Annotated in this window: 21 protein-coding genes and 1 pseudogene; 19 read left to right on the top strand and 3 right to left on the bottom strand. The window is 45.3% G+C overall.

Features of this window, described 5'->3' with window-relative positions:
• Nucleotides 1-54 precede the first annotated feature (54 nt).
• The 3 genes and pseudogenes from Q5076_RS12165 to Q5076_RS12175 form a co-directional block, all read right to left on the bottom strand.
• Nucleotides 55-1,398 (bottom strand): annotated as a pseudogene (locus Q5076_RS12165) (hypothetical protein); the annotation flags it as partial.
• Between the two features lie 13 nt (nt 1,399-1,411).
• Nucleotides 1,412-2,158 (bottom strand): TolC family protein, encoded by a 747-nt coding sequence (locus Q5076_RS12170; RefSeq protein ID WP_303013672.1) that lies wholly within the window; start codon nt 2,156-2,158, stop codon nt 1,412-1,414.
• Between the two features lie 172 nt (nt 2,159-2,330).
• Nucleotides 2,331-3,587, bottom strand: coding sequence for a BamA/TamA family outer membrane protein (locus Q5076_RS12175; RefSeq protein WP_303013674.1), 1,257 nt, complete (start codon nt 3,585-3,587; stop codon nt 2,331-2,333).
• A 207-nt stretch (nt 3,588-3,794) separates the two neighbouring features.
• Here Q5076_RS12175 and Q5076_RS12180 point away from each other — a divergent pair, with 207 nt between their 5' ends.
• The 19 genes from Q5076_RS12180 to Q5076_RS12270 all read left to right on the top strand — a co-directional run bounded on the left by Q5076_RS12180 (nt 3,795) and on the right by Q5076_RS12270 (nt 23,293).
• On the top strand, nt 3,795-5,195 hold the full coding sequence (locus tag Q5076_RS12180; RefSeq protein WP_303013760.1) for a C1 family peptidase: 1,401 nt from the start codon (nt 3,795-3,797) through the stop codon (nt 5,193-5,195).
• Nucleotides 5,196-5,392: 197 nt separating this feature from the next.
• Nucleotides 5,393-6,742, top strand: coding sequence for a Na(+)-translocating NADH-quinone reductase subunit A (locus Q5076_RS12185; protein WP_303013676.1), 1,350 nt, complete (start codon nt 5,393-5,395; stop codon nt 6,740-6,742).
• A 56-nt stretch (nt 6,743-6,798) separates the two neighbouring features.
• Complete coding sequence (locus tag Q5076_RS12190) at nt 6,799-7,971, top strand: NADH:ubiquinone reductase (Na(+)-transporting) subunit B (protein ID WP_303013678.1); 1,173 nt, start codon at nt 6,799-6,801, stop codon at nt 7,969-7,971.
• A 14-nt stretch (nt 7,972-7,985) separates the two neighbouring features.
• Nucleotides 7,986-8,660: a Na(+)-translocating NADH-quinone reductase subunit C gene (locus tag Q5076_RS12195; RefSeq protein ID WP_303013680.1), complete on the top strand. Its 675-nt coding sequence runs from the start codon at nt 7,986-7,988 to the stop codon at nt 8,658-8,660.
• 22 nt (nt 8,661-8,682) lie between these two features.
• Nucleotides 8,683-9,324 (top strand): NADH:ubiquinone reductase (Na(+)-transporting) subunit D, encoded by a 642-nt coding sequence (locus Q5076_RS12200; RefSeq protein ID WP_303013682.1) that lies wholly within the window; start codon nt 8,683-8,685, stop codon nt 9,322-9,324.
• A gap of 140 nt (nt 9,325-9,464) precedes the next feature.
• Entirely contained in the window at nt 9,465-10,091 is a 627-nt protein-coding gene (gene nqrE / locus Q5076_RS12205; protein ID WP_303013684.1) for an NADH:ubiquinone reductase (Na(+)-transporting) subunit E, read from the top strand.
• Between the two features lie 18 nt (nt 10,092-10,109).
• Nucleotides 10,110-11,384, top strand: a complete 1,275-nt coding sequence (nqrF, locus tag Q5076_RS12210; protein ID WP_303013687.1) for an NADH:ubiquinone reductase (Na(+)-transporting) subunit F — start codon at nt 10,110-10,112, stop codon at nt 11,382-11,384.
• 1,010 nt (nt 11,385-12,394) lie between these two features.
• Nucleotides 12,395-12,649 carry a hypothetical protein gene (locus Q5076_RS12215; RefSeq protein ID WP_303013690.1) on the top strand — a complete coding sequence of 85 codons (255 nt, stop codon included), beginning with the start codon at nt 12,395-12,397 and terminating at the stop codon, nt 12,647-12,649.
• A gap of 298 nt (nt 12,650-12,947) precedes the next feature.
• Nucleotides 12,948-13,127, top strand: a complete 180-nt coding sequence (locus Q5076_RS12220; protein ID WP_303013691.1) for a hypothetical protein — start codon at nt 12,948-12,950, stop codon at nt 13,125-13,127.
• Between the two features lie 46 nt (nt 13,128-13,173).
• Nucleotides 13,174-14,508 (top strand): DEAD/DEAH box helicase, encoded by a 1,335-nt coding sequence (locus tag Q5076_RS12225; RefSeq protein WP_303013693.1) that lies wholly within the window; start codon nt 13,174-13,176, stop codon nt 14,506-14,508.
• Between the two features lie 280 nt (nt 14,509-14,788).
• The gene (serC, locus tag Q5076_RS12230; RefSeq protein WP_303013696.1) at nt 14,789-15,859 is read left to right on the top strand and encodes a 3-phosphoserine/phosphohydroxythreonine transaminase; all 1,071 of its coding nucleotides are present in this window, start codon (nt 14,789-14,791) and stop codon (nt 15,857-15,859) included.
• 105 nt (nt 15,860-15,964) lie between these two features.
• Nucleotides 15,965-16,885: an NAD(P)-dependent oxidoreductase gene (locus tag Q5076_RS12235; RefSeq protein ID WP_303013699.1), complete on the top strand. Its 921-nt coding sequence runs from the start codon at nt 15,965-15,967 to the stop codon at nt 16,883-16,885.
• Nucleotides 16,886-17,185: 300 nt separating this feature from the next.
• Nucleotides 17,186-18,433 (top strand): DUF1015 domain-containing protein, encoded by a 1,248-nt coding sequence (locus Q5076_RS12240; protein ID WP_303013702.1) that lies wholly within the window; start codon nt 17,186-17,188, stop codon nt 18,431-18,433.
• Nucleotides 18,434-18,846: 413 nt separating this feature from the next.
• Complete coding sequence (locus Q5076_RS12245; protein WP_303013704.1) at nt 18,847-19,467, top strand: YigZ family protein; 621 nt, start codon at nt 18,847-18,849, stop codon at nt 19,465-19,467.
• Nucleotides 19,468-19,549: 82 nt separating this feature from the next.
• Entirely contained in the window at nt 19,550-19,756 is a 207-nt protein-coding gene (locus tag Q5076_RS12250; RefSeq protein WP_303013707.1) for a hypothetical protein, read from the top strand.
• Nucleotides 19,757-19,834: 78 nt separating this feature from the next.
• On the top strand, nt 19,835-20,632 hold the full coding sequence (locus Q5076_RS12255; RefSeq protein ID WP_303013762.1) for a C39 family peptidase: 798 nt from the start codon (nt 19,835-19,837) through the stop codon (nt 20,630-20,632).
• Between the two features lie 72 nt (nt 20,633-20,704).
• Nucleotides 20,705-21,790, top strand: a complete 1,086-nt coding sequence (locus Q5076_RS12260; protein WP_303013710.1) for an HpaII family restriction endonuclease — start codon at nt 20,705-20,707, stop codon at nt 21,788-21,790.
• Between the two features lie 19 nt (nt 21,791-21,809).
• Nucleotides 21,810-22,379, top strand: a complete 570-nt coding sequence (locus Q5076_RS12265; protein ID WP_303013712.1) for a nitroreductase — start codon at nt 21,810-21,812, stop codon at nt 22,377-22,379.
• A 233-nt stretch (nt 22,380-22,612) separates the two neighbouring features.
• The gene (locus tag Q5076_RS12270; RefSeq protein WP_303013715.1) at nt 22,613-23,293 is read left to right on the top strand and encodes a hypothetical protein; all 681 of its coding nucleotides are present in this window, start codon (nt 22,613-22,615) and stop codon (nt 23,291-23,293) included.
• Nucleotides 23,294-23,346: the final 53 nt, after the last annotated feature.

Below are 23,346 nucleotides of genomic sequence, written 5' to 3' on the forward strand. Positions count from 1 at the left end.
TGATTTACAGAATAAAAAACTATATTTTTAGGATAATGCTGGGGTTTGGATAATTTTCCTTAATAAAGCCTCGTTATAACTTTGTAATACGGTCAGGTAACTGCGTTCGGTAAAATTGATGCTGCGTTCTTTTTGTTTGATGGTAGTGCCTACGGGAGCGAAAAATACATAACGGCTGTTCAGTTCACGCCGGGCATTTTGTACGATTTGCAGCTCGGCTTTGGCCTTTTCAAACAACAATGTCTGTTCCAGCCATTGGTCGATGATGCTGGTCCGTGACGCCCCTTCTTTGGTATATTTGTGGCCCACATAAGAAGTCGTCAATTCATTCAGCTCTTGTTTAAGTTCGTTTAACCGCCTTTTGTCTCCTTCTACGGACAAATCGGCTTTATCTTTCGAATCGCTCATTGCTTCGATTTCCGAAATTTTCCCGGTAATGCTGGAAGCCTCCCGCAACTTGTCTACGAATTCAATGTTTTTCAGTACTTGTTTGGCATTGCTGTCCATGTGTCTTTCCAGTTCTTCAAGCATGGATTTAGTACTGTTGTATGCAAAGAGGGCGTCTTGTTCTCTCAGCTCGTATTCTTTATTGATAGCGGCTATTTCTTTTGTTTCGTCCAGATAATTGATAATGCGTTTCTCTACATTGTATTTCGTCAGGTCCTCTTCTTCGGAATTGAGCTTTTTGCCGATGCGTTTCAACTCTTCCTCGAAATATTTAATCACCTTATCCGTTTCCCCGTAACGGATGCGGCGATATTCCTCTACAAATTCCTCCATAAGGATACTCACGGTATTGTAGGCAATGCCGGGGTCGCCGGATGTGTAGCTGATATCCAGCAAATCGCTGGTCAGGCGACGCTGCACTTTGATGTTTTTCAAGGCGTTGTAACTATAAAAAGGATGGTTGTAGTAAAACATCTCATAAATGTAGTTACCCTTTTTCGGACGCATATACGCTTCCAGGTTAGCCATTGTTTTATCTTCGCTCGACTTGTCGATAAGTTTCAGTATTTCCGGGCCGTTCGGGCTGTTCTTCAAATGATTGTAAGTGTAATTATAGCTGGAAGAAGTAATTCCCTCATTTTCCGTTTCCGGATTTCCCAGAATCAGTACACGTGAAAACAGCCGCAAGAACACCCTTTTCAATGTGCTTTCGGCCTGCATGATGCTTATCAGGTTGTCCATCGAATTCTGCACGGTAGCCCAGTCGGTACGTTTGTCGCTCTCCAGGTTATATCCCGAAGCGACTCCCGTATATAAAGTCGCTTTCACGTCGTATCCCCCTTGCATGTGTCTGGTAAAATAGAAAACCAATAATGTAAAGACGGAGGTCCCCACCAATATCGTCCAACGGTGATGAAATAAGGTCCGTATGATGGAAATGATAAAGTTCATAAATTCGGGTCTTTTATTTTCGTATGATTGGTGTGCGTGAGATGACTTCAAGTATCATCAGGCTTTTTGCCAGTTCGAATTTGCTTTTTTCGTATGCTTCGCGGGCTGCAGACTGCCTTTCTTTGTCAACTGCCAGTTCTGTGGATTCAATCGTCCCGTTGGTAAAGTTTTTTTCGGATATTTCATATTGTACGTTGGCAAGTACCAGGCTTTCACTTCTCATTTGAAGGATTTTTATCTGTGAAGTGACCGTTGCATACATTTCGATAATGTTTTTCTTAATCTCGTCGTATTTGATTTCCCGTTCCAGTTCCGCACTTCTCAATGTGAGTTTCTGCCGGTTGACACGTCCTTTGAGGTCAAATAAATCATTTAAGGGGATACTTATGCCCGCCCCTACCGTATAACCGTTTTGCGCTTGTGTGGAATAAGTCAGGTAGGGAGGGATTGCTACGTCCGTGTAGGTGGATTCATTGCCGAACATGCCGTATTGGTAACTTCCTCTCAGGCTGAAAAAGCCGAGAAACGCCCATCTTTCTTTTTGCAGTAATTTGCGCTCTATCGCCGCTTTCACATCCGCCATTTCATAAATAGGGCTGTTTTTGGCATTCTCGAACAGAACGGACAAGGGGGGAAGATTTATTTTGCTGTAATCTTCATCGTTCAACTGCGAGTAGTCGCTGAATTCTTGTGCGGCCACGCGCGCGGCAGAGGTGAATAAAAAGAATAATCCCCACAAAAGGTATATATATTGCTTCATAAAATAATCATATTATTTGCTCTTGCTGTGTTATACCTTGCAAATATAAGGATTAATTTTATTTATAAGCAGTCTTTCATTATCTATTTTGTAATCTTTCTTGTTTATCGTGTGCAAATTGTTGATTAAAATGTATGCGGACTATTCATTGGTCCGCATGTGCGGAGGTTGGTCAGAAAGCCTCCGTCATATTGAAATAAAACAAATTCTGTTTGTTTACCATGTTTCTGCCGTAATCGAAACGGACATTCATACGGGGCTGGACTTCAATGCGTAAACCGAGTCCGATGTTGGGAAGCACGCCTTCTATTTTTCCCGGAGTAGGTCCCATGAATCCGCAGCCTCCCCACGCCACATAACCTATATGGTTCAGCATTTTCTTTATCCACGTGCTTTTGTCCGTATTTATCATCTGCCGGTATTCGGCCATCATTACGTGGGAAGACTTGTCGCGATATTGCCCCATGTAATACCCTCGAAGGTCGAAAGGAGTTCCGCTAAGCGCATATTTCGTCAGAGGAACATCGCCGAATACGTTTTTGGTCTGTACCGTCCAGGCGATGACCTTCCGGTTTCCGACCGTTTTATATTGCCGGTAGTCCATTTCCAGGCGGTAGAAATTATCATCGCCTCCGAAAGCTTTGCTGTACATCATTCCGCGGAAGTCCAAGTACGTCCCCCGATAAGCGTTTGCAGGTACGTCACGTGTATCGAATGTCAATAAGAATCCGAGTCCCGAACTGAAATTCGTGTATCCGTGTTCCGTCCCTCCTGCTGCGATGTATGAGGGCTGGTTCACCATTCCGGCTGCCGGTTTAGTGATTTTATCGTAATTCAAGTCAATCTGCGGACCCGCGAAGAAGTTGCTTTTTCCCAATCGGAACAAAAACCACGGATTCACTTGAATGCCGCTGTAACGGTATTCGCTCGTATTTTCTCCGCGTTCATAATCTTTATTGGTACTGTATCCGATGCCGTAAAAGTTCTCTATTGTATTCTTATAAGAAAAAGTGCCGAAGATTCGGAAACGGTCACCTTTGAAGAAGAGCTGCGGTTTCGCCATCAGGTTCAATCCGCCTTCAAACATCAGGGCGATTGCCATCGGGACTATCGAGCGCCGTTGGGTCGTATCGCTGGGATTCATCCGGAATGTCAGCAGCGCGCTCCCGCCCACTAGTACGCCGAAATCCGGCGTGTAACTGGGCCCTCCCAATATGTTGTAATGGAGGTTTCTCTGGGCTACACGCCGGCGCCGCAGTTCCCGTTTGGAAAGGGGAGGGGCGCTGTCCGTCGAAACGGTCTCGCCGGTAAGGGCCGGAGGTGTGGAACCTTGCACTTCATCATTCTTTACTGTTGTGCTGTCTGTTTGGGCTAATGTGACGCTGACCGGCAGAAATGCCAACCATATACCTATTATATATTTCTTCATATTTTTTCTTGGGAATCCGGGTGCAAAGAAAACGCTTTTATTTCAATTAGTTTTCATCTTCATAGATAATAAATCTAAAAAAGAATCGTATTTTTGCAAAGGATATATGTAAAATCAATTTGCCTGTATGCCGATATGCGGGCTGGCGGCCGTGGATAGGCGCATCGTGTTGGCATACCGCAAAATAATTTAAACGAATTGCTAATGATGAATAGACGAATTTTATCAGTTTTTGTTTGCTGTGCCCTTTGCTGTTATGCACAGGCGCAAGATACGAACGGCGGCATCAGCGAAGCCATGTTGCAACAGATTAAACAAAGTTACCGGAACACTCCCGCCGATAAGGCCATCCGCAACGCCATCGGCAACAATGACATCCGCAAGCTGGCTTTGAACCAGGATAATTTGAAAGGAATGGATACCCACTTCTCCGTGAAAGTGAATTCCAAAGGCATTACCGACCAGAAATCTTCCGGCCGTTGTTGGCTTTTCACGGGGCTGAACGTCATGCGTGCCAAAGCTATCGGCAAATATGACCTGGGAGCTTTTGAATTCTCCCAGACCTATCCTTTCTTTTTCGACCAGTTGGAAAAGGCCAACCTTTTTCTGCAGGGAGTCATCGATACCAGTGATAAGCCGATGGATGACAAGATGGTGGAATGGCTTTTCCGCAACCCTTTGAGTGACGGCGGAACTTTTACCGGCGTTGCCGATATTGTAAGTAAATACGGGCTTGTCCCCAAAGACGTCATGCCTGAGACCAACAGCAGCGAGAACACCTCCCGCATGGCAAGCCTGATAACCTTGAAGCTTCGTGAACAAGGGCTTCAACTTCGTGACCTGGCAGCCAAAGGGGCGAAATCGACGGTGCTGGAAAAAAAGAAAACGGAAATGCTGTCAACCGTCTACCGCATGCTTGTTTTGAATTTAGGTGTGCCTCCCATGGAATTTACCTGGACGCAATACAACGCCAAAGGCGAACCGGTGTCTACCGAGACATATACGCCGCTTTCCTTTTTGAAGAAATATGGCGATGAAAACCTGATTGGCAACTATGTGATGCTGATGAATGACCCCAGCCGTGAATATTACAAATGTTATGAAATCGATTATGACCGCCACCGTTACGACGGTAAAAACTGGACTTACGTCAACCTTCCCGTGGAGGATATCAAAGAAATGGCTATCGCTTCCCTGAAAGACAGTACCATGATGTACTTCTCTTGCGATGTGGGTAAGTTCCTGGATTCCGGACGAGGACTGCTCGACGTTAAAAACTATGATTACGAATCTTTGATGGGCACGACTTTCGGCATGGACAAAAAACAGCGTGTCCGGAGTTTTGCCAGCGGTTCCAGCCATGCGATGACTTTAATGGCCGTAGATATCGATAAAAACGGAAATCCGACCAAATGGATGGTCGAAAATAGCTGGGGGCCTTCAGCCGGGTACCGGGGATATCTTATCATGACTGACGAATGGTTTGACGAGTATATGTTCCGCCTTGTGATAGATACCAAATACGCCACTGCGAAGACGCTTGAAATATTAAAACAAAAACCGGTCCGGCTTCCTGCATGGGACCCGATGTTTGCAGGAGAAGAGTGATTTCCTCTTTACGGAAGGCCGGAAAGCCTGTGGCATCTTGATTAAAAACGGTGTTTTCAGGCAAAAGAAAGAGGTATGTGTACGAGCACAAAAGGAATTACGGATATTTTTCCGTAATTCCTTTCTTTTTTCCTCCCGAATCCCAATCTTATTTATTACTTTTGCGGCAAATTTATGAAACCATTATTTTATATAGCATGGCAAATGTAATAAAGTTACGTAAAGGCCTTGACATAAACCTGAAAGGTAAAGCTGCTGAAACGTACGCGACAGTGAAAGAGCCGGGATTTTACGCACTCGTACCCGACGATTTTCCTGGAGTGATGCCGAAAGTAGTTGTAAAGGAACAGGAGTATGTGATGGCAGGTGGACCCTTGTTCATCGACAAGTATCATCCTGAAGTGAAATTTGTTTCGCCCGTGAGTGGCGTGGTGACGAGTGTGGAACGTGGTGCTCGCCGCAAGGTGTTGAACATCGTAGTGGAAGCTGCTGCAGAACAGGACTACGAAGAGTTTGGAAAGAAAAATGTTGCCTCAATGGATGCTGATGCCGTAAAGACCGCTTTGCTGGAAGCCGGTCTGTTCGCATTTATCAGACAACGTCCTTACGACATCATCGCCAATCCGACGGTAACGCCGAAAGGCATCTTCGTATCGGCATTCGATTCCAATCCGCTGGCTCCCGACTTTGAGTTTGTCCTGAAAGGAGAGGAAGCGAACTTCCAGACCGGGCTTGACGCTCTTGCCAAGATGGCGAAAACGTATCTGAGCATCAGCGTGAACCAGAAAGCCGCTGCCTTGACACAGGCAAAGAACGTTACGGTCACGGCGTTTGACGGACCCAACCCGGCGGGTAACGTAGGCGTCCAAATCAATCACATCAGTCCTATTTCCAAAGGCGAAACCGTGTGGACAATCGATGCGCAGGCAGTAATCTTCATCGGCCGTCTGTTCAATACCGGCCGTGTGGATTTTACCCGGACGGTGGCGGTGACAGGTTCCGAAGTGTTGAAACCTGCATATTGCAAACTGCGGGTAGGAGCTTTATTGACCAACGTATTCGCCGGAAACGTAACCAAAGGCAGAGATTTGCGCTATATCAGCGGCAACGTGCTGACGGGAAAGAAAGTTTCCCCGAATGGGTTCCTGGGCGCTTTCCATAGCCAACTGACCGTTATTCCTGAAGGAGACGATATCCACGAGATGCTGGGATGGATAATGCCGCGTTTCAACCAGTTCAGTGCCAACCATTCCTATTTCAGTTGGCTGATGGGGAAAAAGGAATATACGTTGGATGCCCGCATCAAGGGTGGCGAGCGCCACATGATTATGTCGGGAGAATATGACAAAGTATTCCCGATGGACATCCTGCCCGAATATCTGATAAAGGCTATTATCGCCGGTGACATCGACCGTATGGAAGCGCTTGGCATCTATGAAGTGGCTCCGGAGGATTTCGCTCTCTGCGAATTTGTCTGTTCTTCGAAAATGGAACTGCAACGCATTGTCCGTGCCGGGCTTGATATGCTCCGTGCCGAAATGTCATAATCCCGTCTATTCACAGGCAAAAAGTAAAAAGTAAATCGTAAAATAGTAATATATTAATGAAAGCGTTAAGAAATTATCTCGATAAGATAAAGCCAAACTTTGAAGAGGGCGGCAAATTCCACGCATTCCAGTCGGTGTTCGACGGCTTCGAAACATTCCTGTTTGTGCCCAACAAGACTGCGAAAACGGGAACGCACATACATGACGCAATCGATAGCAAACGCATCATGTCGATTGTGGTTATTGCGTTAGTGCCGGCGTTGTTGTTCGGTATGTACAACGTAGGTTACCAGCATTTCACCCATACGGGCGCTACAGGCAGCTTTTTTGAAATGTTCATCTACGGATTTCTGGCAGTATTGCCTAAAATAATCGTTTCTTATGTAGTAGGTCTGGGGATTGAGTTCGTGGTAGCTCAATGGAAGAAGGAAGAGATACAGGAAGGATTCCTCGTGTCGGGTATCCTGATACCGATGATTGTTCCGGTAGACTGCCCGTTATGGATTCTTGCCGTAGCCACTGCATTTTCCGTAATCTTTGCGAAAGAGGTGTTCGGCGGTACGGGTATGAATATTTTCAATGTAGCGTTGATTACCCGTGCGTTTCTGTTTTTCGCTTATCCCACCAAGATGTCCGGCGACGCCGTTTGGGTATCGTCAGACAGTATCTTCGGCCTGGGACAGAGCGTAGACGGACTGACCGTTGCCACCCCGCTGGGAGAAGCCGCTACAACCGGCTCGGTTCCTGCATTCAGCATGGATATGGTGACAGGGCTCATTCCGGGTTCTATCGGTGAAACAAGCGTGATTGCTATCCTGATAGGTGCCGTTATCCTTTTGTGGACCGGTGTCGCAAGCTGGAAAACGATGGTTTCCGTATTTGTCGGCGGTGCATTCATGGCATGGGTGTTCAACTCCATCGGTATGGAAAATAATACAATGGCACAGATGCCCTGGTACGAGCATCTTGTTCTGGGAGGTTTCTGTTTCGGCGCCGTATTTATGGCTACCGACCCTGTCACTTCCGCACGTACGGAAAAAGGCAAATATATTTTCGGATTCCTTATCGGTGTGATGGCTATCGTTATCCGTGTGCTGAATCCCGGTTATCCCGAAGGTATGATGCTCGCTATCCTGTTAATGAACATCTTCGCACCGCTGATTGACTACTGTGTAGTGCAGGGCAACATCAGCCGTCGCGAAAAACGCGCTGTCAAGTCTAACCAATAAATACCGAATGAAAAATGAATACGAATAGTAATAGTTATACTATCATTTATGCTTCGGTAATGGTTGTTATCGTAGCATTTCTGCTGGCATTCGTTAGTTCTTCGCTGAAAGAGACGCAGAATAAGAATGTGCAGTTGGACACAAAGAAGCAGATTCTTGCCGCACTGAACATCAAGAACGTGGAAGATGCGGATGCGGAGTATAAGAAATATGTAAAAAGCGATATGCTGATGAACGCGGATGGCACGCTGTCTGAAAATACAGGCGATTTCGCTACCAACTATGAGAAAGAAGCGAAAGAGCAGCACCGCCTGCATGTTTTTGTATGTGAAGTGGACGGCCAGACCAAATATGTGGTTCCGGTTTACGGCGCCGGCCTTTGGGGAGCTATCTGGGGATACATCGCTCTGAATGAGGACAAAGATACCGTTTACGGTACTTATTTCTCGCATGCAAGCGAAACTCCGGGTCTGGGTGCTGAAATTGCGACGGACGCATTCCAACACGAATTTGTGGGTAAAAAGACACTGGAAAACGGTTCTGTAGCCTTGGGAGTCGTCAAACACGGTAAAGTGGAAAAACAGGACTACCAGGTAGACGGGATTTCCGGTGGTACGATTACTTCTGTCGGTGTGGATACCATGCTGAAAGAATGCCTGAAAAGTTACATAAGTTTTTTAACTAAATAATTAAGGAGGAGAAAAAAAGAATATGGGACAATTGTTTTCAAAGAGAAATAAAGAAGTATTCTCTGCTCCGTTGGGGATAGATAACCCGGTAACCGTACAGGTGCTCGGTATCTGTTCGGCACTTGCCGTCACCGCAAAGCTGGAGCCTGCTATTGTGATGGGGCTTTCGGTTACGGTCATTACGGCTTTTGCGAATGTCGTCATCTCATTGCTCCGCAAAACCATTCCCAACCGTATCCGTATCATCGTCCAGTTGGTTGTGGTAGCCGCTTTGGTAACTATTGTAAGTGAAATATTGAAAGCGTTCGCTTATGATGTAAGTGTTCAGCTTTCCGTTTATGTAGGTCTGATTATTACGAACTGTATCCTGATGGGACGCCTTGAAGCATTTGCCATGCAGAACGCTCCTTGGGAATCATTCCTTGACGGTCTGGGCAACGGTCTGGGATATGCCAAGATTCTGGTAATCGTGGCTTTCTTCCGCGAATTGTTTGGCTCAGGCACATTACTTGGCTTCAATATCTTGAATTACGAGCCTATTCAGAATATCGGATATATCAACAACGGTTTGATGTTGATGCCGCCGATGGCATTGATTATCGTCGCTTGTATTATCTGGTATCAGCGTGCACGCCACAAAGAGTTGCAAGAACAAAGTAATTAATATAAATGATGGAAATGAAGAGGAATGAACAAAAGCGGGTTGTACCGGAAGTCTGTTTCCGTTGTTGTCCGGACTGTCCGTTATTTGTTCCGCAATATAATCATGCCGGATTCTTCATTTTTAATTCTTAATTAAAGGATATGGAACATTTTTTCAGTTTATTCGTCCGCTCTATCTTTGTGGACAACATGATATTCGCGTTCTTCCTGGGTATGTGTTCATACCTGGCTGTTTCGAAGAATGTGAAGACTGCCGTAGGACTGGGTATCGCCGTGACTTTCGTGCTGGTGGTTACGCTCCCCGTCAATTACCTGTTGCAAACTAAAGTGTTGGCTGCCAATGCTATCGTTGAAGGAGTTGACCTTAGTTTCTTGAGCTTTATTCTTTTCATTGCCGTTATTGCCGGTATCGTGCAGTTGGTGGAAATGGTGGTGGAACGTTTCAGCCCGTCCCTGTACGCTTCATTGGGTATCTTCCTGCCGTTGATTGCCGTTAACTGCGCTATCATGGGAGCTTCCCTGTTTATGCAGCAGCGTATCAACCTCGGTCCGAGCGACCCGAAATATATCGGTGATATCTGGGATGCCGTTTCTTATGCGCTGGGTTCCGGTATCGGCTGGTTCCTGGCTATTGTCGGTCTGGCCGCCATCCGTGAAAAGATGGCTTACTCCGATGTGCCCGCACCGCTGAAAGGCCTGGGCATCACGTTTATCACTGTAGGCTTGATGGCAATCGCGTTTATGTGTTTCTCTGGTTTGAACATCTAAAAAGAAAGGAATAAGACAATGGATATGAATTTAATATTAGCGAGCATTGGAGTATTCCTTGTGGTTATTCTGTTGCTTGTTGTAATCCTGTTGGTTGCCAAGAAATTCCTGGTACCGTCAGGAAATGTGAAACTGACAATCAACGGTGAAAAAGAATTGGAAGTGGCTTCCGGTTCTACTTTGCTCAATACGCTGTCTGTAAACGGGATATTCCTGTCATCCGCATGTGGCGGTAAGGGTTCCTGCGGACAGTGCAAATGCCAGGTACTCGAAGGCGGCGGTGAAATTCTGCCTTCCGAAGTTCCCCATTTCAGCCGTAAACAGCAGCAAGACCACTGGCGTCTGGGCTGTCAGGTGAAAGTGAAAGGAGACATGGGCATCAAGATTGACGAGTCTGTACTCGGCGTGAAAGAATGGGAGTGCGAGGTTATCTCCAACAAAAACGTCGCTACGTTTATCAAGGAATTTATCGTGGCTCTGCCTAAAGGCGAACACATGGATTTCGTCCCCGGTTCTTATGCGCAAATCAAGATTCCTAAGTTCTCGATGGATTATGACAAAGACATTGACAAGGAACTGATTGGCGGGGAATATCTGCCTGCATGGGAGAAATTCGGTCTGTTGGGGCTGAAATGCAGAAACGATGAAGAAACGATTCGCGCATATTCTATGGCTAACTATCCGGCGGAAGGTGACCGTATCATGCTGACTGTACGTATCGCTACCCCTCCGTTCAAACCGAAAGAACAGGGTCCCGGATTTATGGATGTGATGCCGGGTATCGCTTCGTCCTATATCTTTACTCTGAAACCGGGTGACAAAGTTATCATGAGCGGTCCTTACGGAGACTTCCATCCGATTTTTGATTCCAAGAAAGAAATGATGTGGATTGGCGGTGGCGCCGGTATGGCTCCGTTGCGTGCGCAAATCATGCACATGACAAAGACGCTGCATACCACCGACCGCAAGATGTCTTATTTCTATGGAGCCCGTGCCTTGAACGAAGTGTTCTATCTGGAAGACTTCCTGCAATTGGAAAAAGACTTCCCGAACTTCTCGTTCCATCTGGCTCTCGACCGTCCGGACCCTGCCGCCGATGCTGCAGGTGTAAAATATACTCCGGGCTTCGTGCATAACGTAATTTACGAAACATACCTGAAAAATCACGAAGCTCCCGAAGATATCGAATATTACATGTGCGGTCCCGGCCCGATGTCGAAGGCTGTCGAGAAGATGCTTGACAACCTCGGCGTTCCGGCCCAGAACTTGATGTTCGACAACTTCGGCGGATAAAAAATCCGAAAAAGACTTTTCAGCTGGCAGACGGCGGGAAAGTTTGCATAAACCAGGTATATGACAAGAGGCTGGATTTCCGACAATAGATTGGATTCTTAACAATAAATTGGACTCTTAACAATAGATTGGACTTTTGACAAGAGATTGAACTCTTAACAATCTTAATAATAGATTGGATTCTAAGCCTCTTTAAATAGAATCAGTTGAATCTTACCCAAGTTTACGATATCTAAGCGTATTCTTGGGTAAGTTTGTATAAACACATGGTCGGTTCTCCGCCGGAAATCCTCCAAACAGAGCCTGCTGCCGTACCGATGTTATTCCCTCATTCGGGACAGCGTTGGAAAGAATCCGTCCTTTTCGGTTGATATGGAGGAAAACGTCCGGCAAGGGAGTGTGTCGAAATTAAGATGAATACTCGGAACAGTCACAGATTCTAACTGATAAACATAAAAATAGCCGTATCATTGCTCAAAAAAATAGAGTTGATACGGCCTTTTTATTGCTGACGAAGAGTACCGAGTTTCAGACGAAGAGTGTCGAGTTTCAAATAAAGAGTGTCAAGTTCCAGATAAAGAGTGTGGAGTTTCAGATGCAGAGTGCCAGGTTTCAAATGAGAAGTTTATTTCCTCTAAAATTGAATTTTGCCCTTCCCCTTTTTTATTACCGATAAAGAGTGTGGAATTTCAGATGCAGAGTGCCAGGTTTCAGATGAAAAGTTCATTTCTTCTAAAATTGAATTTTGGTACACTTCCTTTTTTATTGCCGATAAAGAGTATGGAGTTTCAGATGAAGAGTACCAGTTTTCAGATGAAAAGTTCATTTCCTCTAAAATTGAATTTTGGTACACTCCCTTTTTTTATTGCCGATAAAGAGTGTGGAGTTCCAGATGCAGAGTGCCAGGTTTCAGATGAGAAGTTCATTTCCTCTAAAATTGAATTTTACGCCCCCTTTTTTTATTGCCGATAAAGAGTGTCGAGTTCCAGATAAAGAGTACCAGTTTTCAGATGAAAAGTTCATTTCCTCTAAAATTGAATTTTACACCTCCTTTTTTTATTGCCGATAAAGAGTATGGAGTTTCAGATGAAGAGTGCCAGTTTTCAGATGAAAAGTTCATTTCTTCTAAAATTGAATTTTGGTACACTTCCTTTTTTATTGCCGATAAAGAGTATGGAGTTTCAGATAAAGAATGCCAGTTTTCAAATGAAAAGTTCATTTCTTCTAAAATTGAATTTTGGCACACTCCCTTTTTTTATTGCTGATAAAGACTATGGAGTTCCAGATGCAGAGTGCCAGTTTTCAGATGAAAAGTTCATTTCCTCTAAAATTGAATTTTGGCACACCCCCTTGGAATGACAAGAAAAATGATAAATCCGGTTTCTGCTTTTGACGTGATTCCTTTTTTAGCATATACGGTATAGCTTCCCTTTTTTAGTGTCTTTTCGGGACAAATCGAATGTTTTTCATATCTATTTTGAAGATAGTACTCCATTTTTGCTTATACTTATCTATAAATTTTGTACTTTTGACTACATAATAGTCAATTAAATACAATTTGTTATGGAATATCATCGTATATCTTTTATTCACAACGATACAGAGTATTCGTTTATTAAAGCTATGGATGCAGGTTTAACCGGATATGACTTGATGAAAGCTTGTCGGGTAGAAGTTACGATTTATATGAAAGAAAATAATTTGAAAGGCTATTACATACTGACAGGAATGGCTAAAATTTGACCGTCATTTTACCGTTATACTCTTATCCTTTTCGTATCTTTGCCGCATGTTAGAGAAAAATGAGATTATTCGGTCGGCTCTTCGCAATCTGAAAATCGAAGAACTGAATCCGATGCAGAAAGCATCGTTGGAGCAAGCTGCGGGTAAAGAAGATGTTATATTATTGTCACCGACCGGTTCGGGTAAAACGTTGGCATATCTGTTGTCTTTATTGCTCGCTTTGAAGCCGGACACGGACGGCGTGCAGGCATTGATTCTGGTCCCTTCGCGCGAATTGGCATTACAGATAGACCACGTATTCAAAGCGACAGGTACGGCGTGGAAAGCCTGTTGCTGTTATGGAGGACACCCCGTCGCAGAAGAGAAAAAGAGCCTGCTCGGCAATCGTCCTGCCGTCCTTATAGGTACGCCGGGGCGCATCAACGACCATTTGTCCAAAGGAAATTTCAATCCGGAAACGATTCATACGCTGATTATTGATGAGTTTGACAAATCGTTGGAATTTGGTTTCCATGATGAAATGGCGGAGATTATCACGCAACTTCCGGGATTGAGGAAACGCATGCTGCTTTCTGCCACCGATGCGGAAGAGATTCCCCGATTTACAGGACTGGACCGGACAGTCAGGCTGAACTTCCTGCCGGACGCTTCTAAAGGACAGGAATCCCGCTTGACACTGATGAAAGTGCTTTCCCCTTCGAAAGATAAGATTGATACTTTATACAATCTGTTGTGCACATTGGGAAGCAGTTCGAGCATCGTATTTTGCAATCACAGGGACGCTGTAGACCGGGTGCATAAACTCTTGGCGGAAAAGAAGCTGTTTGCAGAACGTTTTCATGGCGGGATGGAGCAGCCGGACCGCGAACGGGCTTTGTATAAATTCCGTAACGGCAGTTGCCATGTGCTGGTTTCCACAGACCTTGCCGCCCGTGGGCTGGATATCCCGGAAATTGAACATATCATCCATTATCATCTTCCGGTGAATGAAGAAGCTTTTACACATCGTAACGGGCGTACCGCCCGTTGGGACGCGACCGGAACATCATACCTGATTCTCCATTCCGCAGAAGAGCTCCCTTCTTATATTCCGGAAGAGGTGGAAACGTTCGTATTGCCGGAAAATCCTTCCCGGCCTCCCAAATCCGTATGGGCTACCCTATATATAGGTAGAGGGAAGAAAGAGAAGCTGAGCCGGGCGGATATTGCCGGATTCTTATATAAAAAGGGAAATGTATCCCGTGAAGACGTAGGAGCGATTGATGTGAAAGAGCATTATGCCTTTGTCGCTGTCCGCCGTGCCAAAGTCAGGCAATTGCTGAATCTGATTCAGGGGGAGAAGATTAAAGGGATGAAAACGCTGGTTGAAGAGGCGAAATAATCCCTCTTTATTTATAAATATTCATTTTTTATGTTCTTTTTCTTTCATTCCGTAATATATTGCTCCTGTTAAATGCCTATTTTCATCTTTTGTCCCGCGCTTGATATGTATAGATAACAATATGGTGTATATATCCTGTATAAACCAATAAAAAGTAAGGAAAATCTGCTATAAAGCAGTAATTTTATAAGGAAAGATTTGTGTAGCGGAAATAAATTCGTAAATTCGCAAAGTCTAAAGACAAAAGTAACGAAATTGTTAAACCAAAAACAAACTTCAAATGAAAAAGCATAATTTCAATGCAGGACCTTCCATTCTTCCGCGTGAGGTGATAGAGGATACAGCGAAGGCTATTTTAGATTTCAACGGCTCCGGTCTGTCTTTGATGGAAATCAGCCACCGTGCCAAAGACTTCCAACCTGTGGTTGATGAAGCAGTGGCTCTGTTCAAGGAATTACTCAATATCCCCGAAGGTTATTCGGTCCTGTTCCTGGGTGGCGGTGCCAGCATGGAGTTCTGCATGGTTCCCTATAACTTCCTCGAAAAGAAGGCAGCTTATCTGAATACCGGTACATGGGCGAAGAAGGCCATGAAAGAAGCAAAAGCTTTTGGTGAAGTGGTGGAGGTTGCCTCTTCCGCCGATGCGAATTTCTCTTTTATCCCGAAAGGCTATACGGTTCCGGCCGATGCGGACTATTTCCACATTACGACAAATAATACCATTTTCGGTACCGAATTGAAAGAAGATCCGGATTCTCCGGTTCCGATGGTCGCCGACATGTCTTCCGATATTTTCTCGCGTCCGATTGACGTTTCCAAATATATCTGTATCTACGGCGGCGCGCAGAAGAATCTGGCTCCGGCGGGCGTTACGTTCGTGATTGTAAAGAACGATGCGTTGGGCAAAGTTTCCCGTCACATCCCGACCATGTTGAACTACCAGACTCATGTTGACGGCGGTTCCATGTTCAATACTCCTCCGGTAGTACCTATCTATTCCGCATTGTTGACTTTGCGTTGGATTAAGGCGCAGGGCGGTGTGAAAGAAATGGAACGCCGCGCTATTGAGAAAGCCGACATGCTTTATTCCGAAATCGACCGCAACAAGCTGTTTGTAGGCACTGCTGCAAAAGAAGACCGCTCACGCATGAATATCTGTTTCGTGATGGCTCCCGAATACAAGGAACTTGAAGCGGACTTCCTGAAATTCGCTACGGAAAAAGGTATGGTAGGTATCAAGGGACACCGTTCCGTAGGTGGTTTCCGCGCTTCTTGCTACAATGCGCTTCCGAAAGAAAGCGTACAAGCCTTGATTGACTGCATGCAGGAATTTGAAAAACTTCATTCATAATATTATTCACCACAGGCTTACTTGGATTTCACAGGTTCTGATATGTTTTTATCTGTGAAATCCACGTAATCTGTGGTGAAACTTTTTAACGATATAAGATAAACTATGAAAGTACTTGTAGCTACTGAAAAACCGTTTGCCAAAGTTGCTGTAGACGGTATCCGTAAAGAAATTGAAGCGGCTGGATACGAGCTTGCTTTACTTGAAAAATACACAGATAAAGCTCAATTGCTGGATGCGGTAAAAGATGCCGATGCCATTATTATCCGTAGCGATATTGTGGATGCTGAGGTGCTTGATGCTGCGAAAGAATTGAAGATTGTGGTCCGTGCCGGTGCAGGATATGACAATGTTGATTTAGCCGCCGCTACCGCCCATAATGTTTGCGTCATGAACACTCCGGGACAGAATTCGAATGCCGTTGCCGAGCTGGCTTTGGGGATGATGGTCTATGCTGTCCGTAATTTCTACAACGGAACTTCCGGTACGGAGCTGATGGGGAAGAAACTGGGTATCCATGCTTATGGGAATGTAGGCCGTAACGTAGCCCGTATTGCCAAAGGTTTCGGAATGGAAGTATATGCGTACGATGCGTTCTGCCCGAAAGAGGTGATTGAGAAAGACGGGGTGAAAGCTCTTGATTCCGCCGAAGAACTTTACAAGACCTGCCAGGTTGTCTCCTTGCATATTCCGGCAACTGCCGAGACAAAAAATTCCATCGATTACGCTCTGTTGAAAGACATGCCGAAAGGAGCCATGCTGGTGAATACCGCCCGTAAGGAAGTTATCAATGAGGCGGAGCTCATCAAGCTGATGGAAGAACGTGCGGATTTCAAATACATCACGGACATCATGCCTGCAGCCAATGCCGAATTTGCGGAGAAGTTTGCCGGACGTTATTTCTCGACCCCGAAGAAGATGGGCGCGCAGACTGCCGAAGCGAATATCAATGCAGGTATCGCCGCTGCCAGGCAGATTGTCGGTTTCCTGAAAGACGGCTGTGAGAAATTCAGAGTAAACAAGTAAGTATCGTAAATATCCGGGATAAAAACAATCCGTCGGAAAACGACTTTTTTAGAAATAAATAGTATATTTGAAGGCTGTATCAGATAAAGGACGGTCTATCATTTTGTCATTCCGAACGCAGTGGAGAGCCTTTTCTTCCTGCTTGAAGCGAGAACAGGTTTTCCACCGTGTTCCGTAATGACAGGTTACTTTACATGACAGATGGCTCTGCGTATGGCAGATTGTTCTGCATGAGAGGGCATGATGATAGCGGTTTTTTCGATACGGCCTTTTAAGTTTTTATAATAAAATTCTAATATCATGGCAATAATCAAACCTTTCAAAGGCATTCGCCCTCCTCAGGAGCTGGTTGAACAGGTCGCCTCACGTCCTTATGATGTGCTGAATTCCGAAGAAGCCCGCGCAGAAGCGGAAGGTAACGAGAAATCTCTTTATCATATCATCAAACCGGAGATTGATTTTCCTGCCGGTACGGACGAGCATGACGAACGTGTGTATGCGAAGGCGGCGGAGAATTTCCGGCTGTTCCAGGAAAAGGGCTGGCTGGTGCAGGACAGTAAGGAGAATTATTATATTTATGCCCAGACGATGAACGGGAAGACGCAATACGGGCTGGTAGTAGGCGCTTATGTTCCTGATTATATGAATGGCGTTATTAAAAAACACGAACTGACCCGTCGTGACAAAGAAGAAGACCGCATGAAGCATGTCCGTGTGAACAATGCGAACATTGAGCCGGTGTTCTTCGCTTATCCCGACAATGAAAAGCTGGATGCCATCGTCCGGAAATATGCGGCAGAGAAGCCGGTGTATGACTTTATCGCTCCGGGAGACGGTTTCGGGCATACTTTCTGGGTAGTGGACCGGGATGAAGACATTGCCGCCATTACCGCCGAATTTGCCGGAATGCCCGCTTTGTATATTGCCGACGGGCATCACCGTTCTGCCGCCGCCGCATTGGTGGGAGCCGAGAAGGCAAAGCAGAATCCGGCCCATCGCGGTGATGAAGAATATAATTATTTCATGGCGGTATGTTTCCCTGCCAACCAATTGACTATCATTGATTATAACCGTGTGGTGAAAGACCTTAACGGATTGACTCCCGAACAGTTCCTTTCCGCTTTGGATAAGAATTTCATTGTGGAAGAGAAGGGTGCGGATATTTACAAACCTGCCTGCCTGCACAATTTTTCTCTTTATCTTGCCGGTAAATGGTATAGCCTGACGGCCAAAGCCGGTACGTACAATGACAATGACCCGATTGGAGTGCTCGACGTTACCATATCTTCCAATCTGATACTGGATGAAATCTTGGGGATTAAGGATTTGCGTTCCGACAAGCGTATCGACTTTGTCGGCGGTATCCGCGGGTTGGGAGAACTTAAAAAACGGGTGGACAGCGGTGAAATGAAAGTGGCTTTAGCACTTTATCCCGTATCCATGAAGCAGCTGATGGACATTGCCGACACCGGCAATATCATGCCGCCGAAAACCACCTGGTTCGAACCGAAACTTCGTTCGGGACTGGTGATTCACAAGTTGGATTAAGATTTATCTCTTTTATGAAATCGAGCGGTCGATTGGTTGCGGTCATACGGTTGATTGCAGCGGATTGACCGCTCGATTCTGGTAAAACGTCCTGTCCTTTCAAGTAAAACATGCGGTCCTTTCAAATAAAACGTCTTGTCCTTTCAAGTAAAACCTACAGTCCTTTGAAATAAAATGTCCCATCCTTTTCAAGTAAAACCTACGGCTCTTTGAAATAAAACGTCCCGTCCTTTTCAAGTAAAACCTACGGTTCTTTGAAATAAAACGTCCCGTCCTTTTCAAGTAAAACCTACGGTCCTTTACAGGAAAACGAATTCGTTGATGCCGTTTGTCCGCACATTCGTAATTATCCAATCATTTAATATTTTCAAATGACAGGTTGAATTTTCCGGGTAAAGCCGTATCTTTGCGGCATGACTGCTAAAGATACTTACAGAACCATTGCCGGACTTTCCGAAGGTATTTATACGGAAAAGCGCAGCAAATTTATTGCCGTCGCCTTGCCCGTGCGTACTCTCGACGAGATAAAAGCATATCTTGAAACGTATCAGAAGAAATATTATGACGCACGCCACGTATGCTATGCCTACATGCTGGGAGCCGCCCGCAAGGATTTTCGTGCCAATGATAACGGGGAACCTTCCGGTACTGCCGGAAAACCCATTTTGGGGCAGATTAACTCGAATGAACTGACGGACATCCTGATTATCGTAGTCCGTTATTTCGGGGGAATCAAGCTGGGGACAAGCGGACTGATTGTCGCTTATAAAGCCGCCGCTGCCGAAGCGATAGCTGCTGCTGAAATCATAGAGAAAACCGTGGATGAGGAAGTGACGGTGATGTTTGAATATCCTTTTATGAATGATGTGATGCGTATTGTCAAGGAAGAGGGGCCGGAGATTCTGAGCCAGTCATACGATATGGATTGCAGCATGACGTTGCGTATCCGTTCTTCTATGATGCCGAGATTGCGTATGCGGCTGGAGAAGGTGGAGACTGCCCGGATTCCGGATGATGGAACAGGAACGGGTTGAAACAGAATGAAACTGAAACGGATTAAAACTGAAACAGATTGAATTTGAAACGGGTTGGAGGCGGAGACCGGAAAGATTCATCTTGGAGAAGCTAATTTTGGAGACTGGAGAAGCTCATCCTGTAGAAACTCATTCTGGAGAAATTCATCTTGGAGAAGTGGACGCTGGAAAGGCTGATACCGGAAAAGCCGCTACCGAAGAGATTCATATCGGAATGATTCATATCGGAATAGTTAATACCGGAAAGATTGGTACTGTAAAAGGTTGGAGCGGAATACGGGACTGGTAAATCCGGATTGGCCGGCCGGGTGAATTTGCAGATAGGATAAAAGCTTATTTAAATGTGAGCCGTTTGGGACAAATTAGGATGAGAGACAGATGTAACATAGTGTTAGGCGTATTCTTGTGCCTTCTGCTGTCGGCAGGTACGGAAATCCGGGCGCAGGGAAGGGGTGGATTTGCTCCCAATGATATTCCCGTGCCTTGGTATTCGCAGAAAATTACGGGCTGTCCTTATACGCATTGTTCGCTGGCATCTTCATTGATGATATTCGATTATTACAAGGGCATGACGTCGGAGGTCCAGCGGTCGCCTCAGGAGGCCGAAAAGAAATTGGTAGAATATCAGCGGAATTATTTTCTGAATAAACGCGCTCCTTTCCGTCGCCGTACGTCGGTGGGACAAGGAAGTTACTATGCTTTCGAGATAGACTCGTTGGCGCGTTATTATGAGAATATGGCGGGTGCTGAACATTTCCAACAGAAAAATTATGAGATATTGAAAGAGTACGTCAATCGCGGTGTTCCTGTCATGGTGAACGTCAGGTACACGGGAGCGACTCACGGACTTCGCCCCGGACCGAGGGGGCACTGGATAGTGTTGCGCGGCATTGATGACAAGTATGTATGGGTGAATGACCCCGGCCGTTCGCCGGAGATGCGGAGCAAGGGCGAGAATATCTGTTATCCGATTAAGAAACAGGCGGGCAATCCCTCTTATTTCGACGGGTGCTGGACGGGAAGATACATCATTGTTACTCCTAAGAGATGGATACGCAATCCTCTTTGTGCGCAGGCAGGCGAACTGCCTCCGTTGGAAAACGTAACCTGTATCGTGCCTCCTGTCGTGTCTCCGGCCGTGTTGCCGCAGGTCATCAGCCGATAGAAACCGCCGGTGAAAATCAATAGGAGAAGGAGGAAGACCTCCGGGTATATAGAAAAAAAATAAGATTATAATATGGCATTTGAAGCAACAAAAAAAGAATGGTGTGAACTCTATACGTTTTTCCGTCTGCTGGCAGACGGTAAAGTTGTATTGGGTACGGCGGAAGCGAAAAAGAGTGAGAATTATTGGACTGTCGCAATGATTCGGCGTGAAGAACATGACGGAACACGCTGTTATTATATTGAGGGAGAGAAGATTCGCATAGAAGGAGAAAAAGGAACCGCGTCTGTGTCCCGGAACGATTTCGGGGTTGTGGCGGATTTGATTTTACAGGCGGTGAAGTCTTCCTCCGGTAATGAGGTGGCTTCTCCGGATGGAGTGGAGGAATTTCTGGATGAAGTGGGCATTTTCGATTTGGAGGCCAAAACCGAAGACCGTACGGATTTTTCTGTTGCTTTCTGGCATCCGGAAGCTCCGTTAAGAGGTTTTAATGTGCGTTCGCGGTTGAGTGCCATGAATCCGTTGTTGGACGGGGGACGTGCGGCGAATCTGAAACTGGAGCAAAGTGGAGTCAAGTTTGCCGTTCCTACGGTGAATAAGATTAATGCGTTGCCCGAATCTCCCAATGAAGTATCGGAACGGATGATGATGATTGAACGCTTGGGAGGAGTGTTAAAATATTCGGATGTGGCTGATCGGGTATTCCGTAGCAATCTTCTGATGATAGACCTGCATTTTCCGCGTGTATTGACGGAAATGGTCCGTATCATGCATTTGGACGGGATTTCGCGCATTAGCGAACTGACGGAGGTAATCAAACGGATGAATCCTTTAAAAATAAAGGACGAACTGATAAACAAACACCGGTTTTACGAGTTTAAAGTGAAACAGTTTCTTATGGCGTTGGCATTGGGGATGCGTCCTGCCAAGATTTACAATGGACAGGATTCGGCGGTAGAGGGCATTCTGCTGGTAGACGGAAACGGAGATGTGCTCTGTTATCATAAATCGGAGAAGCAGGTGATGGAGGATTTCTTATTCTTGAATACCCGTTTGGAAAAAGGTTCCTTGGAGAAAGATAAATATGGTTTTCTGGAGAAGGAAAACGGGACGTATTATTTTAAACTGAATGCGAAGATTGGGTTGGTAAAACGGTAAAATTGATTATATGTGCAGTATGAAAACGAATGAAGTTTTAGAAAACATCAAAGCGCGTCGGAGTGTACGGGCTTATACCGGTCAGCAGGTCGGTAAAGAAGATTTGCAGGCTATTCTGGAGGCGGCTGCTTATGCGCCGAGTGGAATGCATCTGGAAACGTGGCATTTTACTGCCGTCCGGGATGCTGGTAAGCTGGTCGAATTGAATGAGCGTATCAAAAGGGCTTTTGCCAAGAGTGACGATTCCCATTTGCAGGAACGCGGCCGGAGCAACACTTATTGCTGTTATTATCATGCTCCCACTCTGGTGATTGTTTCCAATGAACCTACCCAATGGTGGGCGGGAATGGATTGTGCCTGCGCTATTGAGAATATGTTTCTTGCCGCTCGTTCCCTGGGAATCGGTTCTTGCTGGATTAATCAGCTCGGAACGACATGCGACGATTCCGAAGTGCGTGAGTTTATCACTTCTTTGGGGGTTCCGGAAAATCATAAGGTATATGGTTGCGTGGCATTGGGATATGCAGATTCTGCGGTTCCCATGAAGGAGAAGACCGTAAAGGCGGGTACGATAACTATTGTCGGATAGAAAAACGGGACAGCCCTCGTTCATCACAATGTGAAGCGGGGATAGGGGGATTTTTCCTTTTAAGGTTCCGACCTTTAAGAGGCTCGACTTTCAATTTCTATTTCTGAAACGGCTTGTGCAAAACAGTTTTCTGTTTTTTTATTGTGAGGGATATTCATTCGATAGAAAATAGAGGAACATAAAGATGAAGAGTAGAGGTCAAAATTCAATTTTAGAGGAAATGGATTTTTCATTTGGAACCTGGTACTCTTCATCTGGAACTCGACACTCTTTATTTGAAACTTGATACTCTTTATTTGAAACTTGATACTCTTTATCTGAAACTCGGTACTCTTTATCTGAAACTTGGTGCTCTTTATCTGAAACTCGGTACTCTTTATCTGGAACTCGACACTCTTTATTTGGAACTCGATACTCTTTATCTGAAACTCGGCACTCTTTATCTGAAACTCGGCACTCTTTATCTGGAACTCGGCACTCTTTATCTGGAACTCGGCACTCTTTATCTGGAACTCGGCACTCTTTATCTGGAACTCGGTACTCTTTATTTGGAACTCGGTACTCTTTATTTGAAATTCGGTACTCTTTATTTGGAATTCGACACTCTTTATCTGAAACTCGGCACTCTTTATCTGAAACTCGGTACTCTTTATCTGGAACTCGGCACTCTTTATTTGAAACTCGATACTCTTTATCTGAAACTCGGCACTCTTTATTTGAAACTCGATACTCTTTATCTGAAACTCGGCACTCTTTATTTGAAACTCGATACTCTTTATCTGAAACTCGGTACTCTCGGCACTCTTTATCTGGAACTCGACACTCTTCGTCTGAAATTCGGCACTCTTTATCTTGAAACTCGACACTCTTCATCAGCAATAAAAAGGCCGTATCAACTCTATTTTTTTGAGTAATGATACGGCTATTTTTATGTTTATCAGTTAGAATCTGTAACTGTTTCGAGCAT

This window comes from uncultured Bacteroides sp. (assembly GCF_958445495.1).
GTDB lineage: Bacteria > Bacteroidota > Bacteroidia > Bacteroidales > Bacteroidaceae > Bacteroides.

Bases quoted from the DNA above. Each gene is read 5' to 3' on its own strand.
- Q5076_RS12170 (WP_303013672.1), bottom strand. From the start codon at position 2,158: ATGAAGCAATATATATACCTTTTGTGGGGATTATTCTTTTTATTCACC.
- Q5076_RS12175 (WP_303013674.1), bottom strand. From the start codon at position 3,587: ATGAAGAAATATATAATAGGTATATGGTTGGCATTTCTGCCGGTCAGC.
- Q5076_RS12180 (WP_303013760.1), top strand. From the start codon at position 3,795: ATGAATAGACGAATTTTATCAGTTTTTGTTTGCTGTGCCCTTTGCTGT.
- Q5076_RS12185 (WP_303013676.1), top strand. From the start codon at position 5,393: ATGGCAAATGTAATAAAGTTACGTAAAGGCCTTGACATAAACCTGAAA.
- Q5076_RS12190 (WP_303013678.1), top strand. From the start codon at position 6,799: ATGAAAGCGTTAAGAAATTATCTCGATAAGATAAAGCCAAACTTTGAA.
- Q5076_RS12195 (WP_303013680.1), top strand. From the start codon at position 7,986: ATGAATACGAATAGTAATAGTTATACTATCATTTATGCTTCGGTAATG.
- Q5076_RS12200 (WP_303013682.1), top strand. From the start codon at position 8,683: ATGGGACAATTGTTTTCAAAGAGAAATAAAGAAGTATTCTCTGCTCCG.
- nqrE (WP_303013684.1), top strand. From the start codon at position 9,465: ATGGAACATTTTTTCAGTTTATTCGTCCGCTCTATCTTTGTGGACAAC.
- nqrF (WP_303013687.1), top strand. From the start codon at position 10,110: ATGGATATGAATTTAATATTAGCGAGCATTGGAGTATTCCTTGTGGTT.
- Q5076_RS12215 (WP_303013690.1), top strand. From the start codon at position 12,395: ATGAAAAGTTCATTTCCTCTAAAATTGAATTTTACACCTCCTTTTTTT.
- Q5076_RS12220 (WP_303013691.1), top strand. From the start codon at position 12,948: ATGGAATATCATCGTATATCTTTTATTCACAACGATACAGAGTATTCG.
- Q5076_RS12225 (WP_303013693.1), top strand. From the start codon at position 13,174: ATGTTAGAGAAAAATGAGATTATTCGGTCGGCTCTTCGCAATCTGAAA.
- serC (WP_303013696.1), top strand. From the start codon at position 14,789: ATGAAAAAGCATAATTTCAATGCAGGACCTTCCATTCTTCCGCGTGAG.
- Q5076_RS12235 (WP_303013699.1), top strand. From the start codon at position 15,965: ATGAAAGTACTTGTAGCTACTGAAAAACCGTTTGCCAAAGTTGCTGTA.
- Q5076_RS12240 (WP_303013702.1), top strand. From the start codon at position 17,186: ATGGCAATAATCAAACCTTTCAAAGGCATTCGCCCTCCTCAGGAGCTG.
- Q5076_RS12245 (WP_303013704.1), top strand. From the start codon at position 18,847: ATGACTGCTAAAGATACTTACAGAACCATTGCCGGACTTTCCGAAGGT.
- Q5076_RS12255 (WP_303013762.1), top strand. From the start codon at position 19,835: ATGAGAGACAGATGTAACATAGTGTTAGGCGTATTCTTGTGCCTTCTG.
- Q5076_RS12260 (WP_303013710.1), top strand. From the start codon at position 20,705: ATGGCATTTGAAGCAACAAAAAAAGAATGGTGTGAACTCTATACGTTT.
- Q5076_RS12265 (WP_303013712.1), top strand. From the start codon at position 21,810: ATGAAAACGAATGAAGTTTTAGAAAACATCAAAGCGCGTCGGAGTGTA.